Annotated in this window: 18 protein-coding genes and 2 pseudogenes; 5 read left to right on the top strand and 15 right to left on the bottom strand. The window is 38.4% G+C overall.

What is annotated here, in order from left to right; all coding sequences use genetic code 11:
- Positions 1 to 7 precede the first annotated feature (7 nt).
- Together mrcB and DYI81_RS13020 are read left to right on the top strand one after the other, a co-directional pair.
- Entirely contained in the window at positions 8 to 2,407 is a 2,400-nt protein-coding gene (gene mrcB, locus DYI81_RS13015; protein WP_117007760.1) for a penicillin-binding protein 1B, read from the top strand.
- A 68-nt stretch (positions 2,408 to 2,475) separates the two neighbouring features.
- On the top strand, positions 2,476 to 2,988 hold the full coding sequence (locus DYI81_RS13020; protein ID WP_117007761.1) for a tetratricopeptide repeat protein: 513 nt from the start codon (positions 2,476 to 2,478) through the stop codon (positions 2,986 to 2,988).
- A gap of 55 nt (positions 2,989 to 3,043) precedes the next feature.
- On the opposite strand, the gene DYI81_RS13025 is transcribed toward DYI81_RS13020, so the two are convergent.
- Positions 3,044 to 3,943, bottom strand: a complete 900-nt coding sequence (locus DYI81_RS13025) for an NUDIX domain-containing protein (protein ID WP_117007762.1) — start codon at positions 3,941 to 3,943, stop codon at positions 3,044 to 3,046.
- Positions 3,944 to 4,089: 146 nt separating this feature from the next.
- Here DYI81_RS13025 and DYI81_RS13030 point away from each other — a divergent pair, with 146 nt between their 5' ends.
- The gene (locus DYI81_RS13030) at positions 4,090 to 4,260 is read left to right on the top strand and encodes a hemin uptake protein HemP (RefSeq protein WP_117007763.1); all 171 of its coding nucleotides are present in this window, start codon (positions 4,090 to 4,092) and stop codon (positions 4,258 to 4,260) included.
- A 176-nt stretch (positions 4,261 to 4,436) separates the two neighbouring features.
- Here DYI81_RS13030 and DYI81_RS13035 read toward each other — a convergent pair whose 3' ends face one another.
- From DYI81_RS13035 to DYI81_RS13050, 4 genes are all read right to left on the bottom strand, one after another.
- Positions 4,437 to 5,771, bottom strand: coding sequence for an ATP-binding protein (locus tag DYI81_RS13035; RefSeq protein WP_117007764.1), 1,335 nt, complete (start codon positions 5,769 to 5,771; stop codon positions 4,437 to 4,439).
- The gene (locus DYI81_RS13040) at positions 5,768 to 6,439 is read right to left on the bottom strand and encodes a response regulator transcription factor (protein ID WP_117007765.1); all 672 of its coding nucleotides are present in this window, start codon (positions 6,437 to 6,439) and stop codon (positions 5,768 to 5,770) included. The genes DYI81_RS13035 and DYI81_RS13040 overlap by 4 nt, the downstream gene beginning before the upstream one ends.
- Positions 6,440 to 6,556: 117 nt before the next feature.
- The gene (locus DYI81_RS13045; RefSeq protein WP_117007766.1) at positions 6,557 to 6,949 is read right to left on the bottom strand and encodes a NirD/YgiW/YdeI family stress tolerance protein; all 393 of its coding nucleotides are present in this window, start codon (positions 6,947 to 6,949) and stop codon (positions 6,557 to 6,559) included.
- Positions 6,950 to 7,131: 182 nt separating this feature from the next.
- Positions 7,132 to 8,889 carry a GspE/PulE family protein gene (locus tag DYI81_RS13050; protein WP_117007767.1) on the bottom strand — a complete coding sequence of 586 codons (1,758 nt, stop codon included), beginning with the start codon at positions 8,887 to 8,889 and terminating at the stop codon, positions 7,132 to 7,134.
- Between the two features lie 240 nt (positions 8,890 to 9,129).
- On the opposite strand from DYI81_RS13050, the gene DYI81_RS13055 reads away from it, so the two are divergent.
- Positions 9,130 to 10,377, top strand: a complete 1,248-nt coding sequence (locus DYI81_RS13055; protein ID WP_117007768.1) for an MgtC/SapB family protein — start codon at positions 9,130 to 9,132, stop codon at positions 10,375 to 10,377.
- Positions 10,378 to 10,386: 9 nt separating this feature from the next.
- Here DYI81_RS13055 and tsaA read toward each other — a convergent pair whose 3' ends face one another.
- Complete coding sequence (gene tsaA / locus DYI81_RS13060) at positions 10,387 to 11,106, bottom strand: tRNA (N6-threonylcarbamoyladenosine(37)-N6)-methyltransferase TrmO (RefSeq protein ID WP_171356363.1); 720 nt, start codon at positions 11,104 to 11,106, stop codon at positions 10,387 to 10,389.
- A 106-nt stretch (positions 11,107 to 11,212) separates the two neighbouring features.
- Between tsaA and DYI81_RS13065 the strand changes: the two genes are divergently transcribed.
- Positions 11,213 to 11,992, top strand: coding sequence for a ferredoxin--NADP reductase (locus DYI81_RS13065; RefSeq protein WP_117007769.1), 780 nt, complete (start codon positions 11,213 to 11,215; stop codon positions 11,990 to 11,992).
- Between the two features lie 217 nt (positions 11,993 to 12,209).
- On the opposite strand, the gene DYI81_RS13070 is transcribed toward DYI81_RS13065, so the two are convergent.
- The 9 genes and pseudogenes from DYI81_RS13070 to DYI81_RS13110 form a co-directional block, all read right to left on the bottom strand.
- On the bottom strand, positions 12,210 to 13,916 hold the full coding sequence (locus DYI81_RS13070; RefSeq protein ID WP_117007770.1) for a DUF2235 domain-containing protein: 1,707 nt from the start codon (positions 13,914 to 13,916) through the stop codon (positions 12,210 to 12,212).
- A gap of 16 nt (positions 13,917 to 13,932) precedes the next feature.
- Positions 13,933 to 14,332: pseudogene (locus DYI81_RS13075) on the bottom strand (hypothetical protein).
- Positions 14,333 to 14,390: 58 nt separating this feature from the next.
- Positions 14,391 to 14,813, bottom strand: a complete 423-nt coding sequence (locus DYI81_RS13080; protein ID WP_117007771.1) for a hypothetical protein — start codon at positions 14,811 to 14,813, stop codon at positions 14,391 to 14,393.
- Between the two features lie 23 nt (positions 14,814 to 14,836).
- Positions 14,837 to 15,265, bottom strand: coding sequence for a hypothetical protein (locus DYI81_RS13085; protein ID WP_117007772.1), 429 nt, complete (start codon positions 15,263 to 15,265; stop codon positions 14,837 to 14,839).
- Between the two features lie 94 nt (positions 15,266 to 15,359).
- Positions 15,360 to 15,794, bottom strand: coding sequence for a hypothetical protein (locus DYI81_RS13090; protein ID WP_117007773.1), 435 nt, complete (start codon positions 15,792 to 15,794; stop codon positions 15,360 to 15,362).
- 283 nt (positions 15,795 to 16,077) lie between these two features.
- Entirely contained in the window at positions 16,078 to 16,416 is a 339-nt protein-coding gene (locus DYI81_RS13095; protein ID WP_117007774.1) for a hypothetical protein, read from the bottom strand.
- A gap of 767 nt (positions 16,417 to 17,183) precedes the next feature.
- On the bottom strand, positions 17,184 to 17,492 hold the full coding sequence (locus tag DYI81_RS13100) for a hypothetical protein (RefSeq protein WP_117007775.1): 309 nt from the start codon (positions 17,490 to 17,492) through the stop codon (positions 17,184 to 17,186).
- Positions 17,493 to 17,548: 56 nt separating this feature from the next.
- Positions 17,549 to 18,202: a type VI secretion system amidase effector protein Tae4 gene (locus DYI81_RS13105; protein WP_117007776.1), complete on the bottom strand. Its 654-nt coding sequence runs from the start codon at positions 18,200 to 18,202 to the stop codon at positions 17,549 to 17,551.
- 294 nt (positions 18,203 to 18,496) lie between these two features.
- Positions 18,497 to 19,569 (bottom strand): annotated as a pseudogene (locus DYI81_RS13110) (DUF2345 domain-containing protein); the annotation flags it as partial.

The following is a 19,569-nucleotide window of genomic DNA, read 5'->3' on the forward strand; positions in this document are numbered from 1 at the left end:
ATAGTTTATGAAGTCTGAACGTGGCATAGGCATAATTGCTTTCATTTTTTGTGTACTTATCATTGGCATGTTTGTCGCAATGAGTGTCTATCTTATTCGTATTGATAACATTGTACGTACAAAATTTGAAGGCCAACGCTGGGATATTCCTGCGAAAGTATTTGCTCGCCCTTTAGAAATCTATACAAATGCCCCTGTAAACCAAGAAGACTTAAGCCAAGAACTTAAAATGTTGGGCTATAAAAACACTGAAAGTTATGCCAAAACCGGAAGTTACGTTGTTTCTGGAAATGAAATGTATGTACACACGCGTGGCTTTGACTTTGGTGATAGCGTCGAGCCTGAGCAAGTACTTAAAATTGCCTTTAATGAAAATGCCATTGCCGATGTAAGCGCAACTAAACCATCGTCAACAGGTATTGCTCGCTTAGAGCCAATGCTGATTGGTGGTATTTACCCACAGCACAATGAAGACCGTGTACTGATTAAATTAAAAAATGTACCACAGCCTTTAATTAATGCACTGATTGCCACAGAAGACCGTAATTTCTATAAACACCACGGTATTTCTGTACGTGGTACTGCACGTGCCTTAGTGAGTAATTTGACTGGTGGTAAACGTCAAGGTGGATCTACCCTGACACAACAGTTGGTTAAAAATTTCTATTTAAGCCCTGAAAAAACCTTAAAACGTAAAGTCAACGAAGCACTTATGGCGCTGTTGATTGAATTACACTATGACAAAAATGAAATTTTAGAAGCTTATTTAAATGAAGTGAACTTAGGCCAAAATGGAAACTACTCCATCAACGGCTATGGCTTGGCATCACAGTTCTACTTTGGTTTGCCTCTACGTGAGTTGAATATTGCACAGCAAGCTTATTTGGTTGGTTTGGTACAAGGTCCAACTTTATTTAATCCGTGGCGTAACCCTGAAGGGGCTAAAAAGCGTCGTGATATTGTCTTAAACAATATGTTGGTTATGGGTACGCTAAGCCAAGAGCAGTATGAAACTGAAATTGCACGTCCATTAAATGTATTGGCAAAACCAACTCTAGGCCCTGCCCGCTTCCCTGATTTCTTAGATATTGTCCGTCGTCAATTACGTACGGAATACCAAGAAGGTGACTTGACCAATCAAGGCTTACGTATTTTTACAACTTTAGATCCGATTGCTCAAACACGAATTCAAGACAGTTTTAAAATCTCAGTTGCCAATTTAACCAAAAGTAATCCTGCACGTTTAAAAGATTTACAAGGTGCAGTACTGGTGACGCATCCAGAAAATGGCGAACTGGTTGCCGCTGTTGGTTCTACTCAAGAGTTTACAGGCTTTAACCGTGCACTGGATGCTAAACGTCAGGTCGGTTCTTTACTCAAGCCTGTCATTTACCTCAGCGCAATCGAGTCTAATCGTTATAACTGGGCCAGCCCAATTGAAGATTCACAAATTAACATTCAAAGTGAAGGAAAAACTTGGACGCCTAAAAACTACAGCGGTGGTGAACATGGTATTGTGCCAATGATGACGGCGCTTGCCAATTCATACAACTTATCTGCCGTGCGTTTAGGTCAAGAATTTGGTATGTCAACATTTATCAATCACTTGAAAAAGTTTGGCGTCACTTCAACTATTCCAAACTATCCATCGATATATTTGGGTGCTGTTGATATGTCACCACTGGAAGTGATGAGTATTTATGGCAACTTTGCAACAGGTGGTTTCAAATACCCTGTTAAAGCCATTCGCTCTGTGGTGGATGCAAATGGTCATTTGCTTGATCGTTATAGTTTATCTGTACAACCAACAATTGATCCATCCGATGCATACATTCTGAACTACGGCTTACAGCAAGTTATGCGTGCTGGTACTGGTCGCTCTGCTTATGCAACATTACCGTCATCTTTAGGCTTAGCAGGTAAATCAGGCACCACCAATGATACACGTGACTCATGGTTTGCTGGTTACTCTGGAAATTATGCAACCGTAGTATGGTTAGGTTTAGACAATAACAAAGCGACAGGTCTTACTGGTTCTTCAGGTGCACTGCCAGTTTGGACCAATGTGATGAAACAATTACGTCAAAAACCGGTAAATTTGCGTCAACCTGATGCAGTGACATGGCAATGGATTGATAGTGGTTCAGGTGATTTGTCTGCTTCAGGCTGTAATAACGCGGTCTATATTCCTTTGAATCGTAATTCAATACCAACACGTGCATCAGCATGTGCTGCTTCACAATATGAATCAGAACAAAACACAATTAATATCGATTCTACACAGCCTTCAGTACCGCAAGATGATAATTATTCAGATGGTGGTTATATCCATGAAAGCGAATCTGATACAGATGCTGATTCATCGAATCAACCCCGAATGATTTCAAGCGGGAACTATGCAAATTAAGGTGTGTCATATTGAATAAATTGCAATTACATTGTGATGTAAGCAAACTCAGTTTAGTTGTCTGCCTTATGGCGTTGGTTGGCTGTCAAAGCGTACCAACGCCTGAGCAAAAAACAGAAGTTTTAAACAAAGCACCAATCAATAAACCAATTCAAGCTGCGGATGGTGTTGTCATTCATCCTTATGATGTGCCTGAAATTAAACGTAAGCAGATTATTATTCCTGAGCAAAAAGCACCTAGCCAAAAGTTTGATGATGGTCGAAACCTACCTGCTTTTCAAAAATTGATGCAACAAACGCAAACTGCATACGCAAAAGGCGAACTGAATCAAGCAGAGAGTTTAGCCAATCAAGCACAGCGCTTAGCCCCTCAATCTGCTGAAAGCTTTTTATACTTAGCCCTTATTGCTAACCGTAAAAACCAAGCGGTCAATGCACAAGCTTTGGCACAGCGGGGTTTAAGTTATGCACAAACCGATGCTATGAAAAAACAGTTATGGCAAGTGATTCTTAAGTCTGGGCAAAAACAAAACAATACCGCAACGGTAAATAAAGCGTTACACGCGCTCAAAGGACTATAAACTCGCCCTTTGAGCCAGCTTGGTATCTTAGATTATTCACGCTTAAAGCAATCACTTAAACAAAGCGTATTCCAGCAATACCATAAGCATGATGTTGCTTCGCTTCAATCAGATCTGCACTATGCATTCCACCCAATGCAAAGACTGGAATATCCACCTGCTGTGCAATGCTTGCAAAAGCCTGCCACCCAAGTGGCTGAGTTTCGCTGTGTGTCTCAGTATGCTTTACAGGGCTGAGTAATACAGCATCACAACCTATACGGCTAGCATGCAAGACAGAAGCCAAATCATGACAAGCAGCAATATAACGTACGCCTTGCTGTAAATCACCTTTGTTGAGTTGTAGACATTGTTGCTGTTTTAAATGAACCGCTCCCATACTTTGCTGTTGCACGCTATTTAACTTTTTCCAAAGTTCAATATTCACAATCAATCGTGACAAATCTTCCAACTTAATTTCTGATAACTCAATTTGCTGTTGCTGTGTGGCATCCGTGCGCCAATACATCAGCTTTGTGTCATCCACTTCCGCCAATTGACTCAATTGATCTGAAATTTTAATGATCTGTTGCCAATACAAACGCTTTAACATGGCTTTATTGGCTTTGGGAAAGTTTAAATAAAGAAGTTCATCACGGCGATACCACTGCCATGGTTCACGAATCGACTCCAGCATACTCGTGGGCACTGCACTATGGAATATATGCAAATTCACAATTACATCGTCGTATTCATGGCGTATAAAATCAAAATGATGCCATTCACTTAAATTAATCCCAACTTCCTCGAGCACTTCTCGCTTACACGCTTCTACAGGGCTTTCACCCTCTTCCACCTTACCACCTGGAAATTCATTTTTATTGCCCTGATGTTGCTGTGCATCTCTCCAGCCAACCAGCACTTGGTCTTGATGTAATAAAATAGCAATTGCTATGTGCAAATTTGGTTTAGCCATAAAGCAACATCTCAAAATCTGACGAAATATGTTTAAGTGTAAACAGCTTTATAATTTTTTTAAAATATTATCATTTACCGTTGACAGGCCTATTCGATAATGATTATCATTTAATTCATTCACAACCCACCACGGAGCACATAATAATGAACGCACCTTTTAGCTTATTTACTCGTTCTAACGAAACTCATCATGCACTACCAATGCTACATTCTAATAACTTATTTGCATTGGGCCGTGAAATTCGCATTATGCATGCAGGCGAAGAATACCGTTTACGTTTAACACGCAATAACCGTCTTATTTTAACTAAATAATTTTCAATTTCTAATAATAATAAACGTGGGAACAAGCAGTATGAGTCAGCGCATACTGTTTTTTTACATCCAGATTAAAACAATTTTCCACACGAACGTAATGCATCTATTGATCACACCAACAATGAAGTTATTTAGTCCCCACAGTCTTCATCAGTCTACTCACTCAACCCGCTTTATATAGATAAGAGAACTTTGAGCCCACCCAATTCAGAAGCTGAAAATTTTATTTGGCCTTGATGTAATTCAACAATTTTTTTACATATCGAAAGCCCTAAACCACTGCCTTGTACTTGGCTTCCCAATACGCGATAAAAGCGTTCTCCAAAGTGCTGTATCACGGTTTCGTCTAAGCCTTCACCTGAGTTATCAATTTGCCAATAACAGTGATAACCCTGTTGTTGCAAGCGAATCTGTATGGTGCCTTGAACAGGAGTGTAATGCACAGCATTGTCGATTAAGTTACGCAAACATATTTGCAATAACTCTGCGTTCACTTCAATGGTCACAGGCTCTAACTGACTATGAAGAATCAAATGATGCTGTTGCAAAGACTCTTGGTAGTCATTCAATAACTGCTCTGTGATTGCTTGTACATCAACCTTGGTTTTGGGAAGATCTTCCTCCTTTGACGGATCTAAACGTGCCAATAAGAGTAAATTTTCTAAGACCTGAGTTCCACGGCTGACATCTTGCTGTATGGCCAGCATTTCTGTTGCCAATTGTGGATGATCTTGATATTTACGGCGTATTACTTGCAAACGCATTTGAATGGCAGACAACGGTGAGCGTAACTCATGCGAGGCATCTGCAGTAAAACGATGTTCTGCTTCTAAGGCACGCCCTAATCGTTGCATTAAGGAATTTAATTGCAAGCGTATAGGCTCTAGCTCCATGATTGCAGGCTGACTGGCATCAATCGGACTCAATTCTTTCGGATTTTTTAAGGAGATTTGTTCTGAAAACTGCCGAATAACTGCAAAATCCCGCTTCATTAATACTTTTAACAGCACCCACTGTAGCCCCCACAACAAAAGTAGAACCGCAGCATAGCCCAACACACTCTGTAACAACAGTTCAACCCGTTCTTGCATCGGTTGAAGCATGAGTACTTCACGCTTTGATTCTGAGTCTATTCGCTTATAACTACGCCACAGTTGCCTGTCTTGCCAATAAAAGCCGTAATCATCAGCTATACGTTCCGATACAAAAGCGCTCACATCATGCTGATCTTCAAGTTTAGATTGTGCCAATATCCGTTGCTGATGTTGAACCACATAGGAAATATCAAATTCTTTACTGAGTTCACCTATAGTTTGGCTCGACTGTGTGGGTTGCGTCTGAGCGACCAGAAAATCGGCTATTTCATCCATAATGGCATCTTGCGTATCCATCGTCTGATAGGCCGACAATGCAAATAGCAAACATAGTGCAATTGCACCTGCCAAAATCGAACTCCATAAGGAGGTCTTAATCAGCTTTTGCTGGAGTGAAATCTTAGCTTGGCTCATGATGTAGCCCTATTCATGCGATAACCTAAACCACGAATCGTCTTGATATATTCACTGCCAATTTTTTTTCTTAATTGGTAGATATACACTTCAATTGCATTACTTTCGACTTCATCGCCCCATGCATATAAGGACTCCTCGAGCCTATCTCGGCTCACGGTATGCTCAGGTCGTTGCATCAATTTATATAAAATCTGAAACTCTTTGGCGGTTAAATCTATGCGTTCTGCAGCCCTATATAAAGTTTTCGCCTGCACATCCAACTTTAAGCTATCAAAGCTGATGATATTGGCTTGAGTCTGTTCGGCTTGTTTTAACCGCAGCTGCGCACGTATACGTGCAGAAAGCTCATCTAAACTGAATGGCTTAATCAAATAGTCATTTGCACCTAAATCTAATCCAATGACACGGTCTTGTATGCTGTCTTTGGCTGTAATAAAGATGACTGGCGTTTGTGGCTGTGTTTTACGTAATGCCACAATAACGTCATCGCCTGTTGCTTGAGGCAAGCCTCGATCTAACAACACACAATCATATTGATGTTGTTGTAAAGCCAAAATTGCATGATCCCCACGTGCCACCCAATCTAAGCTATAACCATCCATTTCTAACCATGCTTTAATGCTCTGTGCTTGGGAAGCGTCATCTTCAGCCAGTAATATACGCATGTTGATATTCCTTACATTGGTGGTGGGCAATCAAAATCTATCTGCTTTTTACTCTGTCAGCATAATAAAAAAACCGTATGCACGCATACGGTTTTCTGTTGGGTGATCTACGTGCTCTTAAAATTTGATATGATCAACATCAATTTCTACGTGTTTGGTCGGTAGTAAATCAACATCCACTTCACCCATAATCACAACAGGTGTTTTGGCAGAAATCGCTTTGCCTTGCCACAACTTATCATCAATATCAACGCTAATGCTGCCAGTGCTGTCACGGAATTGATATTTTTCATCACCTAAGGCTTTCACAACATAGCCTTTTAACTGAACCTCAGTATCATCTTTTAAAGTCAAAGCTTGCTTTACAGTCACCAATGCAGGTGCAGCAATAGCTTGTTGATTGATGGCTGGCGCATTTACCTTGGTTTGTGGTGCTGTTGGGTTTGCAACCGCATACACAGCTACACCTGCAAAAACGGTTGCAACCAATGATTTAGTTAATGTGTTCATGCTCATTTCCTCTGTTTAAATGTTCAATGCTTGATTCGATAACTGCATTTAAACAAAGTAAGATGAGGTGAATCTTAGGATCAAATCATCTTGCGTATGAAATTGGACACACTAAATAAATCACACCCCATTAAAACAAGAAGCATTTTAGACCATCAGACATATATGCAAATGCCTAGTGCTCAGTTTAAAGGCACAACACGTAGCACTTCCTCTAAGGTGGTTACACCAGCCATCACTTTACGCGCACCTGCAATTCTTAACGGTTCAATGCCTTCTTTACGAGCTTGATAACGAAGTTTTGTTAAATCTGCATTGGCGCCAATCAGTTGCTTGGTTTCCAAACTCAGTGGCATAAACTCATAAATACCTACTCGCCCCTTATAGCCTGTATTGCGACATTCATCACACCCAACAGCCTTACACACAAAATCTGGCATATCAATGTTGTAATCGAATGTAAGATGCTTCCACTCTTGATGATCAATAAAAGTTTCTTGCTTACAATGCGGGCATAGTTTCCGCACTAAGCGCTGTGCCAAAACACCCAATATGGTTGCTGCCGTCAAAAAGGGTTGCACACCTAAATCATGTAAACGGGTTAAACTCGACGGCGCATCATTGGTATGTAGCGTAGACAATACCAAATGACCTGTTAATGCCGCTTGGATGGCCATGTTGGCTGTGTCGTGATCACGAATCTCCCCCACCATAATAATGTCAGGGTCTTGACGCATTAAAGCTCGTACACCATCAGCAAAACCCAAATCAATGCCTGTATTGACCTGCATTTGGTTAAAGCTAGGCTCTAACATTTCAATCGGGTCTTCAATAGTACACACGTTCACTTCATCTGTAGCCAATTGCTTAAGAGATGAATACAGCGTAGTAGTTTTACCCGAACCTGTTGGACCAGTCACCAAGATAATGCCATGACTATGGCTGGTCAGTTCATTCCACGCGTTTTGCAAACGCCCTTCAAAACCCAACTGCTGAAAACTTCGTACCAACACTTCAGGGTCAAAAATACGCATCACCAGTTTTTCACCAAATGCTGTTGGCAAGGTTGATAAACGTAATTCTGTTTCTTGGCCTTTTGGTGTACGGGTTTTTAAACGGCCATCTTGCGGTTTACGCTTTTCAGCCACATTCATTCGACCTAAAATTTTAATACGTGAAATGACGGCGGTCAGTGTATTGGCTGGCATATTATAAATGGTGTGCAATACCCCATCGATACGAAAACGCACCTTACCTGCTTCTTTACGTGGTTCAAGGTGTATATCACTCGCTCCTTGTTCAAAGGCAAATTGCAGTACCCAATCGACTAACTTCACAATGTGCTGATCATTGGCATCTGGGTTTTGCGTATCCCCTAACTGGAGTAAAGCTTCCACGCCTTTATTATCACGATCATAAGCCGAGGTTTTTTGCGAATTATTCACCGCACGGCTAACCTGATAATATTCCACCAAATAACGCTGTAATTGCTCAGGATTTAACAATACGCGCTGAATTTTACGCGGTAGTACCGTACGTTCTAAATTGGCCATCCACTCCATTTTATACGGTTGATCTGTGGCAATCAGCACCACATCATTTTGTAACTCAACAGCCAAAATACGATTTCGAAATGCAAACTCTTGCGACATCACACTGGTTAATGCTGCTACATCCGCTTTTAATGGATCAATAATATAAAAAGGTAACTGGCTTTTTTCTGCCAACCACTGACATAAGCGATTCAGCGTTAAAACTGACTGCGGGTGACTTTGATCAGGCAAATTAAAATTTGAAATCCACTGTAATGGATGCCATTTCAGTTGTTCACGTTGACGATGTGTCGTTTGAATTAATAATCGATCGCGCTCGGTAATGCGGCCATCTTTTTCTAATTGCTCTAAACACCAAACCGTGTCAATTTCAAAATTATGTATCATTATTTTCAGTCCCCAAACAGACTTTTACTATAACAAGTTTCACCTTGCTTTTTATATCAATAAACCATCAATTAACACCTAAAAGTATTTAATGGTCCTACCTTATTAATCTGCCTAAAGCAAAACCTTAAAATAAATAAGGATATTTCTTATTTTGAGCAATACAACGCTTGAAAGACATTCAAAACTTCGCCTATATTTCAAGCACATCTAGATAATAACGATAGTATTGGTGACCTTTTGGATTATTCATTTGCCACACAATTTCCAGGCTCATTTGCTACATTGCTTTCTATATTTGCATCTGCACTAGGTTGCGGCTTACTCATTGGTTTAGAACGTGAACGTAGTAAACAACGTGAAAATCAGCACAGCTTTGCAGGACTTCGCTCCTTTGCCATTTGTGCCTTGCTTGGCGCACTCTGTTTTTTATTTGGTCAGCATATTGGATTAATGGGCGCGGCCATTGTGGGTGCAATGGTGGTGTTTTCAATTAAAAACCAAACGGATGACCCAGGCATTACCACAGAACTGGCTTTTATGATGACCTATTTTATTGGGGCACTATGTTTATGGAATATGCCTTTGGCTGCAGGTTTGTCAGTGGGGTTAACCATCATTTTAAGAGCCAAACATTCCATGCACAGCTTTGCAGGAAAATGGATTACTGAAGCCGAATTTAGAGATGGTCTGTGTTTATTGGCATTAATCCTAATCGCACTTCCACTTACTCCCAATACCCCACTGTGGGGCGACGTACTTAATCCTTATATTATTTTAAAACTTCTTACACTGATCTTGGTCGTGCAATCCTTAGCACATATTGCAAAACGTTTATTGTCTTCTAAAAATGCCATGATGCTATCTGCTATTGCCTCGGGTTTTGTGTCCAGCACTGCCACGGTTGCAAGCTTAGGCATGGAAGTTCGCGCTGGACGTGCCAATGCAAAACACAATGCAGGTGCTGCACTCATGTCTTGTGTCGCTACACTATTGCAATTACTGATTATTGTGGCTGGTCTGAGCATGCTGTGGCTAAAAAGCATTGTCATTGCTACTCTCATCGCCACAGTTGTTTTGGCATCCTGTGCATGGCTCTTATTAAGAGATGCTCCTCTTACAATACCCAATCAAGATTTAGATAGCCGTATGTTTAGCTTAAAAGAGGCTGCAATTATCGCCTTAACCTTAACGCTGATTCAGGCAGGTGTTTACGCGCTTAATTTGAGTTTAGGCGATGCAGGTTTAATTCTTGGAACCTTACTAGCGTCTTTATTTGAAATTCATGCCGCGATGGCAACTGTTGTAATACAAGGTACGCCCGACAATAGCACCGTATTTTATGCATTTGTTCTTGGGATGATTGCACATGCAATTGCTAAATCCATCAATGCATTTATCACGGGCGGTTATCGCTATTTTGCCTACTTTGCACCAATTCAAATTTTGCATATTGCTGTGCTCATCACGCTACTGTATTGCCTATAAGGAACAACGCTATTCAATTACTGTATTAAGCTCACAAATATGTACTGCTTCAACGCTTACGGTAAATGCAACATCAACATTAGCAAAGCGCATTTTATAAACACGCATTGCGTCTTCCTGATAGGCAGGCCGTGGATCAAGTGCCAATACTTGTTCAAGCTCTTGCAATTGCTGTACATCAATTTTTTTGGTCTGTACTAAGTGAATTTTTTGTTGCTCTGCGACTTGTTGCCATAACACCACTTTACGCCTAGGCTCGTCTTGTGCATAACCACTTTGTGCATCGGCCACAGCATCCGAATACTGTATATAAGGTTTCATATCTACAATGGGCGTGCCGTTGAGTAAATCACTGCCCTGCACATAAACCCGTACAGATTTTCCAACTTTTTCCACCTTCTTCAGCTGTACTACAGATAAACCAATCGGCGCAGGTCGATACATACTCCGCGTAGCAAAGACACCTATTTTTTCGTTGCCTCCTAGGCGTGGTGGACGTACTTGCGGACGGAACTTTTGAGTATCCTGATTTTTATTGTCATGAAACTGCCAAATCAACCATAAATGACTAAATGCTTCAATTCCTTCAAATGCCAGCAAGGTATTATATTCACCTGTCATTTCTATATATGACTCAACCTGCACCAAATTCGGCTGACGCGGTATCCCGAACTTTTCTTGGTAAGGAGAACGCATATAACCAATAATTGGCAAATTCAAACCTGACATAATCACTTTTTCTGATAAGCTCAATTAAATATATTCAGTTTATCGAGAATGATTTTAGATTAGAATAGTAAGCTGTTCTAATTTGATAATTTTATTGAGACCTTTAATGGCTGCTTTCAACGTCGAAAAGATTACTCACGTTCACCACTGGAATGACACTTTATTTTCTTTTAAAACGACTCGCGACACTGCACTACGTTTTAAAAACGGTCAATTTGTGATGATCGGCCTTGAAGTAAACGGTAAGCCTTTAATGCGTGCTTATTCTATTGCTAGTGCAAACTATGAAGAAGAACTTGAATTCTTCTCTATTAAAGTGCCAGATGGCCCTCTAACATCTATTTTGCAACAAGTTAAAGTTGGCGACGAAATTTTAGTTTCTAAAAAGCCTACAGGTACTTTAGTACTTGATGACTTAAACCCTGGTAAAAACTTATACCTTCTTTCTTCAGGTACAGGTCTTGCACCATTCCTTTCTGTGATTCGTGACCCTGAAACTTACGAACGTTTTGAAAAAATCATCGTTGTGCATGGTACTCGTTTCATTTCAGAGTTGGCTTACCAAGACTTAATTGAAAATGAAATTCCTAATCACGAATTCTTTGGTGAATTAGGTGCGAAAGAAAAATTGGTTTACTACCCAACAGTAACGCGCGAAGAATTCCACACTCAAGGCCGTGTAACAACTGCAATTGAATCTGGTCAGCTATTCGAAAAAATCGGTCTGCCACGTTTCAACCCTGAAACTGACCGTGCAATGCTTTGCGGTTCACCTGCATTCCTAGACGACGTTGCTGCGCTTCTTGACCAGCATGGTCTCAAAGAATCTCCAAAAATGGGCGTTCTAGGCGACTACGTAATTGAACGTGCGTTCGTAGAAAAATAATTAACTGTAAATTAAAAAGCGCATGTCATCATGCGCTTTTTTTGTACTCCAAACTTGCAAATGAGTAGGGCTATTCCTTCTGAAAGATATGACTCAATAAATAATACGATCTAAAATAACGCTTTCTACTAGGTGCCGCAGACAACAGAAAAGAAATATCTCCATATAAAAATAGGGTGATGCGCTGATAAAAAACTTAGCATACATCTAAAGCAAGTTAATTTAATGCTGTCTCGGGTACAGCTTCAGACATCGCATTTTCACGGGCAATTTGCTCATGAACCGGTCCTAATTTTTTATCTCCACGTTTACCTTTCCAGCTGCGCTTAGGTTCATACACCGTCCGCTGTCTGAAATAACTGAATGGTTCAGCATTATAAATAAAGCCATATTTTGAATCATGAACATAGTTTGAATAAAATTTAATCGTGTTTTCATTTGCTTCTTTTTCAAAGCTTTCAAGTTCCCAGTCATCAATACCAATATAAAATTCGTAAAGCTTTTGCAGTGGGTAAAACACTCGATATAACTGTTTATATCCAGTCACTTGATTACTGTCTGCACTGGTATACCCTCTGGCTTTTTTCACCCGTTCAACTTCAGTCGCCATATCAGTGGGGCCCCACCAGCGTCTGCTTTCAGCACGATTTTTCTGCGCAACGGATTGAGCTATATTTGCATCTGACTTGCCAGCAGCATGCAAGGCCTGTTTTTGTCTATGCAATGTTCCATAAGCGCTATAGTAAATCTGCATATAGCGCTTCATATCATCTTCAACTTTACCTGTGCTTGCTCCAGCCTCTTTTTGCAAGGCATCCCAACAGGCTTGCGTCTCTGCTTCAATTTTAAATTGCTCTAGAAACAACTTATTTTGCACTTCTTCCAACTTGTCATATGAAAAAATCTTAACACCACTCAATTCAGCTTCATTAGTCATATGTTTTAATGTAATTCGGGCAAAATTATTACTCACATGCTGAGACTTTGGCTCGTAACCGCCGCCGACATCAGAGTGCATGCCGGGGTAAACCACTTCTTTCCAGTTTTTAGGATTGGCCAAGACCCCATCCTTCCGTACCAGATCTACCGGAAAGGCAAAACGCTGCTCATTGCCTGCAATCAAATGCAGACAATTTTTTACGCGAGGATCAACCACCATATCCCGCCCAGAGAAAGTCAGTTTATTGGGCAAATTAGTTGCAGGCAGGCCAAAAGAAGCCACTGTATCAAACAAGCCTAAGAACTTGACTTCCAACGGTATTTTTTCGGCATAGCCTTCCATTTCATATTTCAGCTCTAAATTTTCTGCTTCAGCTTTCCAAATCATTTCATTGGTAAATACACGCGCCAAAGCGGCACCGCGTGAAAAGCCAAATACTGAAAGATTGATTTTTTTGATTAATCGATGCTGATTTAAATTGCTGATAACTTTAGTATTCACTTCATTTTTTCGCTGCGCCACATCCTGTTGCAGTTCTGCCTCAAGTTTTTCAATCTTTTGTTTGAGAACTTTACTTAAATGCGTATTTATCTGTTCTGCACCATACTGCAGCCTTTTACTTCCACCAATGCCGGTACTTCCTCCTGTTAAGTCATTGTCTTGCATCCAGCGTACGGATGCTTCTAAATGATCGATTTCACCATTAAAAGGTGTCCCAACACCTGAAATGTAAATTGCATGACTTAAGGTATTGCTAAGTTTATTTATTTCAATTTCATACTGTTTATAAGCGAATGCATTACGCCACAAGCGAGCTGGATTTGCCCATTTTTCATCAGTTTCATCATTTTTTAAATTATTACCTGTACCATCAAAATAAACCGACAGATTTACTATATCTTCACAGCTTTGCTTACTTACAGGTGGCTGATTAGACACATCTTGATTATTATTTTTAATTTTTTCTGAGATCGTTAAAGACACAAGAAACTCCCAATGATTATTTTAATTTATTTTCCCAATCTATACCTTTTTTCGTCGGATCCGGAAGGTCATTTGAAGTCGTAATTTCTACGCTATCATCAGGATATAAATGCACCGCCAAATAACTCTTCTTTGCTTAGATGTACAATATTGATGGCTTGATGTTTACGCGTACTGTTATCCTCACCCCAAGTGATGATTTGTGGACCGAGTATCACAGCAGAACGCATTGTTGCACTGCCGTATCCGCCACCCACCTCATATCCATTCACTTTAACCATATAAGGCCGATAGCTTGGATCATAGTTGAATGAAGTTGTGGTCAGCACATAGGTTTTATTTGGACCTATACCCATACACCCAGCCAAGCCAAAAATCAAAGAGACTGGTAAAATCATTTTTTTAAATTTACGCATTATATATTCTACTTATTATCCTTAATTATAAATCAATATTTTCCCCATCATCAGGGACTTATTTTTCCCATAATGTATCTCTCCATTTTAACCCCTTTGATGTTGGCCTAGGTCCATTTTCAGAAGTCACTATTTCAACACTGTCATCAGGATATAAATGTACAGACAAATACCGCTTATTCTTTAAATCATCTTTTGTTAAATTCACAACATTGATGGCTTGATGTTTACGCGTACTGTTATCTTCCCCCCAAGTAATAATTTGTGGGCCGAGTATCACGGCAGATCGTTTGGTTGCTCCACCAAAGCCTCCGCCCATTTCCTCTCCATTCATCTTAACCATATAAGTCCTATAACTCGGATCGTAGTTAAATGATGTTGTTGTCAACACATAAGTTTTATTCGGACCAATGCCCATACACCCAGCTAAGCCTAAGGTTAAAGACACAGACAATAATATCAACTTGGTTAATTTACTCATTTTCTATTCTTTTTATTTAATAATTACTTATTTTGTTCTCTCAAGTGTTTCATCCAATCTAAGCCTTTTTGCGTTGGATCAGGCAGATCATTCGACGTGGTAATTTCTACACTGTCATCGGGGTATAAATGCACTGCTAAATATCGTTTATTTTTTAAATCCTCTTTTGTTAAATTTACAACATTAATCGCTTTATGTTCTCTATTACTGTTTCCTTCACCCCAAGTAACATTTTGTTGGCCAAGTATCAATCCTGAACGCTTTGTTGCTCCGCCAAAACCGCCGCCCATTTCTTCTCCATTCATCTTAACCATATAAGCTTGATAATTTGGAGCATAGTTAAATGAAGTTGTGGTCAGCACATAAGTTTTATTCGGACCTATTCCCATACATCCAGCCAAGCCTAAGGTTAAAGACACAGGCAATACTATCAATTTTGTTAATTTCTTCATTTTTATCTATTCATATTTTAAATACTATGGTGCTCATCTTATTCATTTCTTTGTTGAAATATATTTAAAAAAATTACAGCACTTTAAATTTCGTTTATTTGTTCTTAGATTGCTTTCTTAATTTATCCCGCCAATCTAAACCCTTCTGTGTCGGGTCAGGCAGATCATTCGACGTTGTTATTTCTACGCTATCATCTGGGTATAAATGCACCGCTAAATATCGTTTATTTTTTAAGTCTTCTTTAGTTAAATTCACAGCATTAATGGCTTGATGTTTACGCTTACTGTTATCTTCCCCCCAAGCAATATTTTGCGATCCTAGTATCAGAGCAGATCGTTTGGTTCCTCCGCCAAATCCTCCGCCCATTTCCTCTCCATTCATCTTAACCATATAAGCTCTGTAACTTGGGTCATAATTGAATGAAGTTGTAGTCAACACATAAGTTTTATTCGGACCTATACCCATACACCCAGCTAAACCTAAGGTTAAAGACACAGGCAATAACATCATTTTTGTTAATTTACTCATTTTCTATACTCTTTGTTGAATTCCTGTTTATTCTTTTTCTTAATTGATCCCGTCAGTCTAATTATTTTTTCTTGAGTCAAATAGCAATTTTTTTAGCCAAACGGCTTTCTAATATTAAGGCTTCTAGTTTGCTATTTGGAAAATTTCATGGCCATTAACCCATCAATTCCTTACTTAACATCTCATTTCTTCAACTTACGGAACGTTCGCCTTGAAATGTATCATCTTGGATAAACCAAGCTAGTATCCTTCATTTCAAAAATAATTTAACCCATATAATTCATTAGTAAATTTCTGTATTCATAGACAAATTAAATTGAAAGAATGTATACGAATCACATATCAAGAAAAAAATATATTTGTCCGCCTTATAGAAAATTATTGGGAAATCAAAACCACTTTCTCTTATAACGCTATCTTCAACATCTTTTATAGTTTTCAGTTTTGCTTTAGCTTCACCAAAAGAATTCGTCGTACATTCTTTTTGAAATAAATTTTTCCTATTAACCGTAAATACCTCTAAAAATACTTTTGACCCGTAAGATTCATGAGAAACACCTAAACTACAATATGCTCTACCATTTTTAAAAACAAAATATACAGTACCTGTTGCAATATCCATCCATCTCAAATTTTTTATAGGAGTAAATTTTGGTTTAATTCTATTTTATTTTTCCCAAACCTATATTCCGTTAATTTTTTTATTTTGACATGGATAATTAAAACAGCTCTCTTTTTAGATTCATTAACTTAACATGATGCTAAATCTATTTCATTAACAGCACATAATAAAACCTTATTAAATGACTTAGCAATTTTATAATCTGATGAAAAATAAAAAAAATACAAAGTAAAATTTTTTTATACTCTTTTAAATATTCCTTATGCTTCTAGATATACTGCTTTTCTTTCATGTAGACCTTTATCACCACCATTTACTACTTTGGTAATTTTTTTGACATCTGAGTAGCCTTGTCTTTTATCTACCATATAAACTTTATATTTTAACCAAAACCATAATGCACTATAGATTGCATAAAGTATTTTATTTACTTCTTCTAAATTAATGTTCTTACAAAAATCAAAAAATGATCATTAATCGGTACTTAAATTATCAATAAAAGTCCCTTCTCCCTTTGGGATGAGGAGCAAGAGGATGAAGGACTTTAAGCATAAAATAACCTTTCGTTTACGAATCAGTGCTTCCCATCTCCTGTAAGGAAATGGGAATTTACATCATGAATTTTAAAAGTTCAAAAAATGATTTATGCAAGAGGTGTCTATTATAGAAAAAAATTAGGTAGAGAATCAGACCAATAATTACCTAATTCACGTTTAGAATAAGCTTTCCATGTTTTTAAATATATAGACAATATTTATTTTTTAAAATTACTTAATATATTTGTTAATTAATTTATTTAATTCTTTTGACTCATTAAACAAATAGCATTGATAAAATATATTATTTCCTTTTTTTGGTAAAACATCATTTTTCAAAAAAACTTTATTTTCAGAATACCCCTTCACTTTTTCATACACATATTGATCAATTAACTGAATCTCATCAAAATCCAATCTTTCATTCCCAACAAACTCAAAGCTAAAATATGAAAAATCCTGTTCTGAAATTAAATTTGAATGATTATATTGCAAACATTTCATTAAAGTGTATGCTTTTAATGAATCAGCATCCGACATTGGTTTAGCCTGAACATTAAATGAATTTAAAAATATAAATAATATAATAATATATCTCACTTCAACTCCCAAAAATCTACTTTTTGCGTTATACCATTATTATTTCCAGTAGCAACCATCCAAAAGTAATATGTGGCTGAGTCTGGATTATTTTGATCATCTGAGGAGTATAGTAGCCCTCTACCATTTTCACCTCCTTCCCATAGCGTAAAATGACCAGTTGAATCGCCCCATCCAGTTACTTCAAAAACAATAATTCCTTTTTTATTTTTAATTTTTTCAATTATATTATTTTTAACATAATCTAAGCGATGATCAAGTTCTTCTGGTACATATGGGTTAATAGAGGAAAGTTTTGGTAAATCTACTGATAAATCTGGTTTTTTAAACAGCGTATATAAATAAGCTTTTAAATCTTTAACACGTATCCAATAATTCTTTCCATCATCACCAACAATTGTACCACCTTTTGATGGTGCTTTCGGTAGTTGTAAACCTGACCGGATTAAGCCCGCACTCATTCTTAAAGCACAAGTATTTGCATATGCATCATTATTTATTTCTCTCCCTAATGCCTTAGAGATTTGTGGATACAAGGTTTCTTTATGAATTGTATTATTAGGATAATTAATAGCCATATCTGTCCATCTTGGCCGATTAACTTTCAAAGGTTCCGATATAACACCATCTACTTCTGCTTCGATAACCATTTAAAGTAACTCTTCATTCAAAATTAATGATTTTTCATTTTTTAAAATATTCTTAATTTTCGCAGTACCACTTTTTATAATTGCCTGAAATTGTAAAAATTCTTGTTGATTACTGACTCTTTCAAACTTTGGATTTTTAACTTTAATAACAACAGTTTCACCATCAGCATAATTTTCGGTCTCTATATGTAAATTAACATCAGTATAAAATCTTGAAGAATTTCCAATACGGTTTTCGTTTTCGCCATAACTCCAGTAAATTTTTTTAACTTTTTTCTTTAAAGAAAAATTTGTTAAATTCGGCAAAGTGAGTAAGTTATTCTGTGAACTTTGCCCCCCCACAAACGTATGCTGCCCAGCCTTCACCTCAAACTTTCCAGCAGTTGTTGGCAACACCCCTGCACTACTGATTTCAATTTGACTGCCACCTGCAGTCAGCACTATTTTCTTACTGGCTTTAATTTCCACGCTATCTTCCGTCGAAATAATTTGAATACCTTTTCGTGCAATCAAATCTGCCCCATCGCCTTGGGCTTGGATTTCAACTTTGCCTTTGCCTGCATACGCACGTAATCCTTCTTGCGCTGCAAATAGACTAATCTTGCTTTGTGCATGGGCAATGAAGGATTTTTGACTACTGATGTTAATACTATCCCCAGCACTTTGACTGATTTGTCCATCTGCTGAGAGATGAATATCCTCATTGCTACTAACAGCTATGGGATTGGGTGCAGATAAAATCATTAAAGCTTGTTTAAAAGCATCGACTTTTTCTTGACTACCTTTTTCAATTAGTCCAAGGAAGTTTTTCAGATTATCTAAGACTTCAAGTGGGTCAGTTTGTTGATTTTTCGCCACTTCACTTAAGGCTTTTGAATTATTGAGGGATCCTTCAAGTTGTTGTTTCGCCTCTTTGGCATCTAAGTGTGTGCCTGTTGCTTGGTCTTGTTTATAGGTACTGAGGAGTAAACCTTCCCCTGCTCTCACTGCGCCCCATTGGTCTGTTCTTAGTTCAAAACCTTCGCCTCGACCTTCACTTTCTGCAGTTTCTTTGGGATGACTGAGGTTTCCTAAGTTGAGCTGAGTGGCGCCATGGGTACTTTGTAATTGTGTAGATATCTGTCCAGTCGTATCATCAAAGCGCAGTTGTCCAAAGCCTTCACCTTGTACTTCCTTGCTTTTTATTCCAGCCAGCTTTTTGGTCTCGGGTAATTGACCTTTATTGTCAAACTTGGTTGGGCTGCGCTGTGCTTCATGTATGCGCCCCACCACAAATGGTCGGTCAATATTGCCGTCAAAGAAATCGATGACCACAATTTCATTAATACGTGGCAAGAATCTTGCGCCATAGCCTTCACCTGCCCACG

This window comes from Acinetobacter sp. SWAC5 (assembly GCF_003419885.1).
Lineage (GTDB): Bacteria > Pseudomonadota > Gammaproteobacteria > Pseudomonadales > Moraxellaceae > Acinetobacter > Acinetobacter cumulans.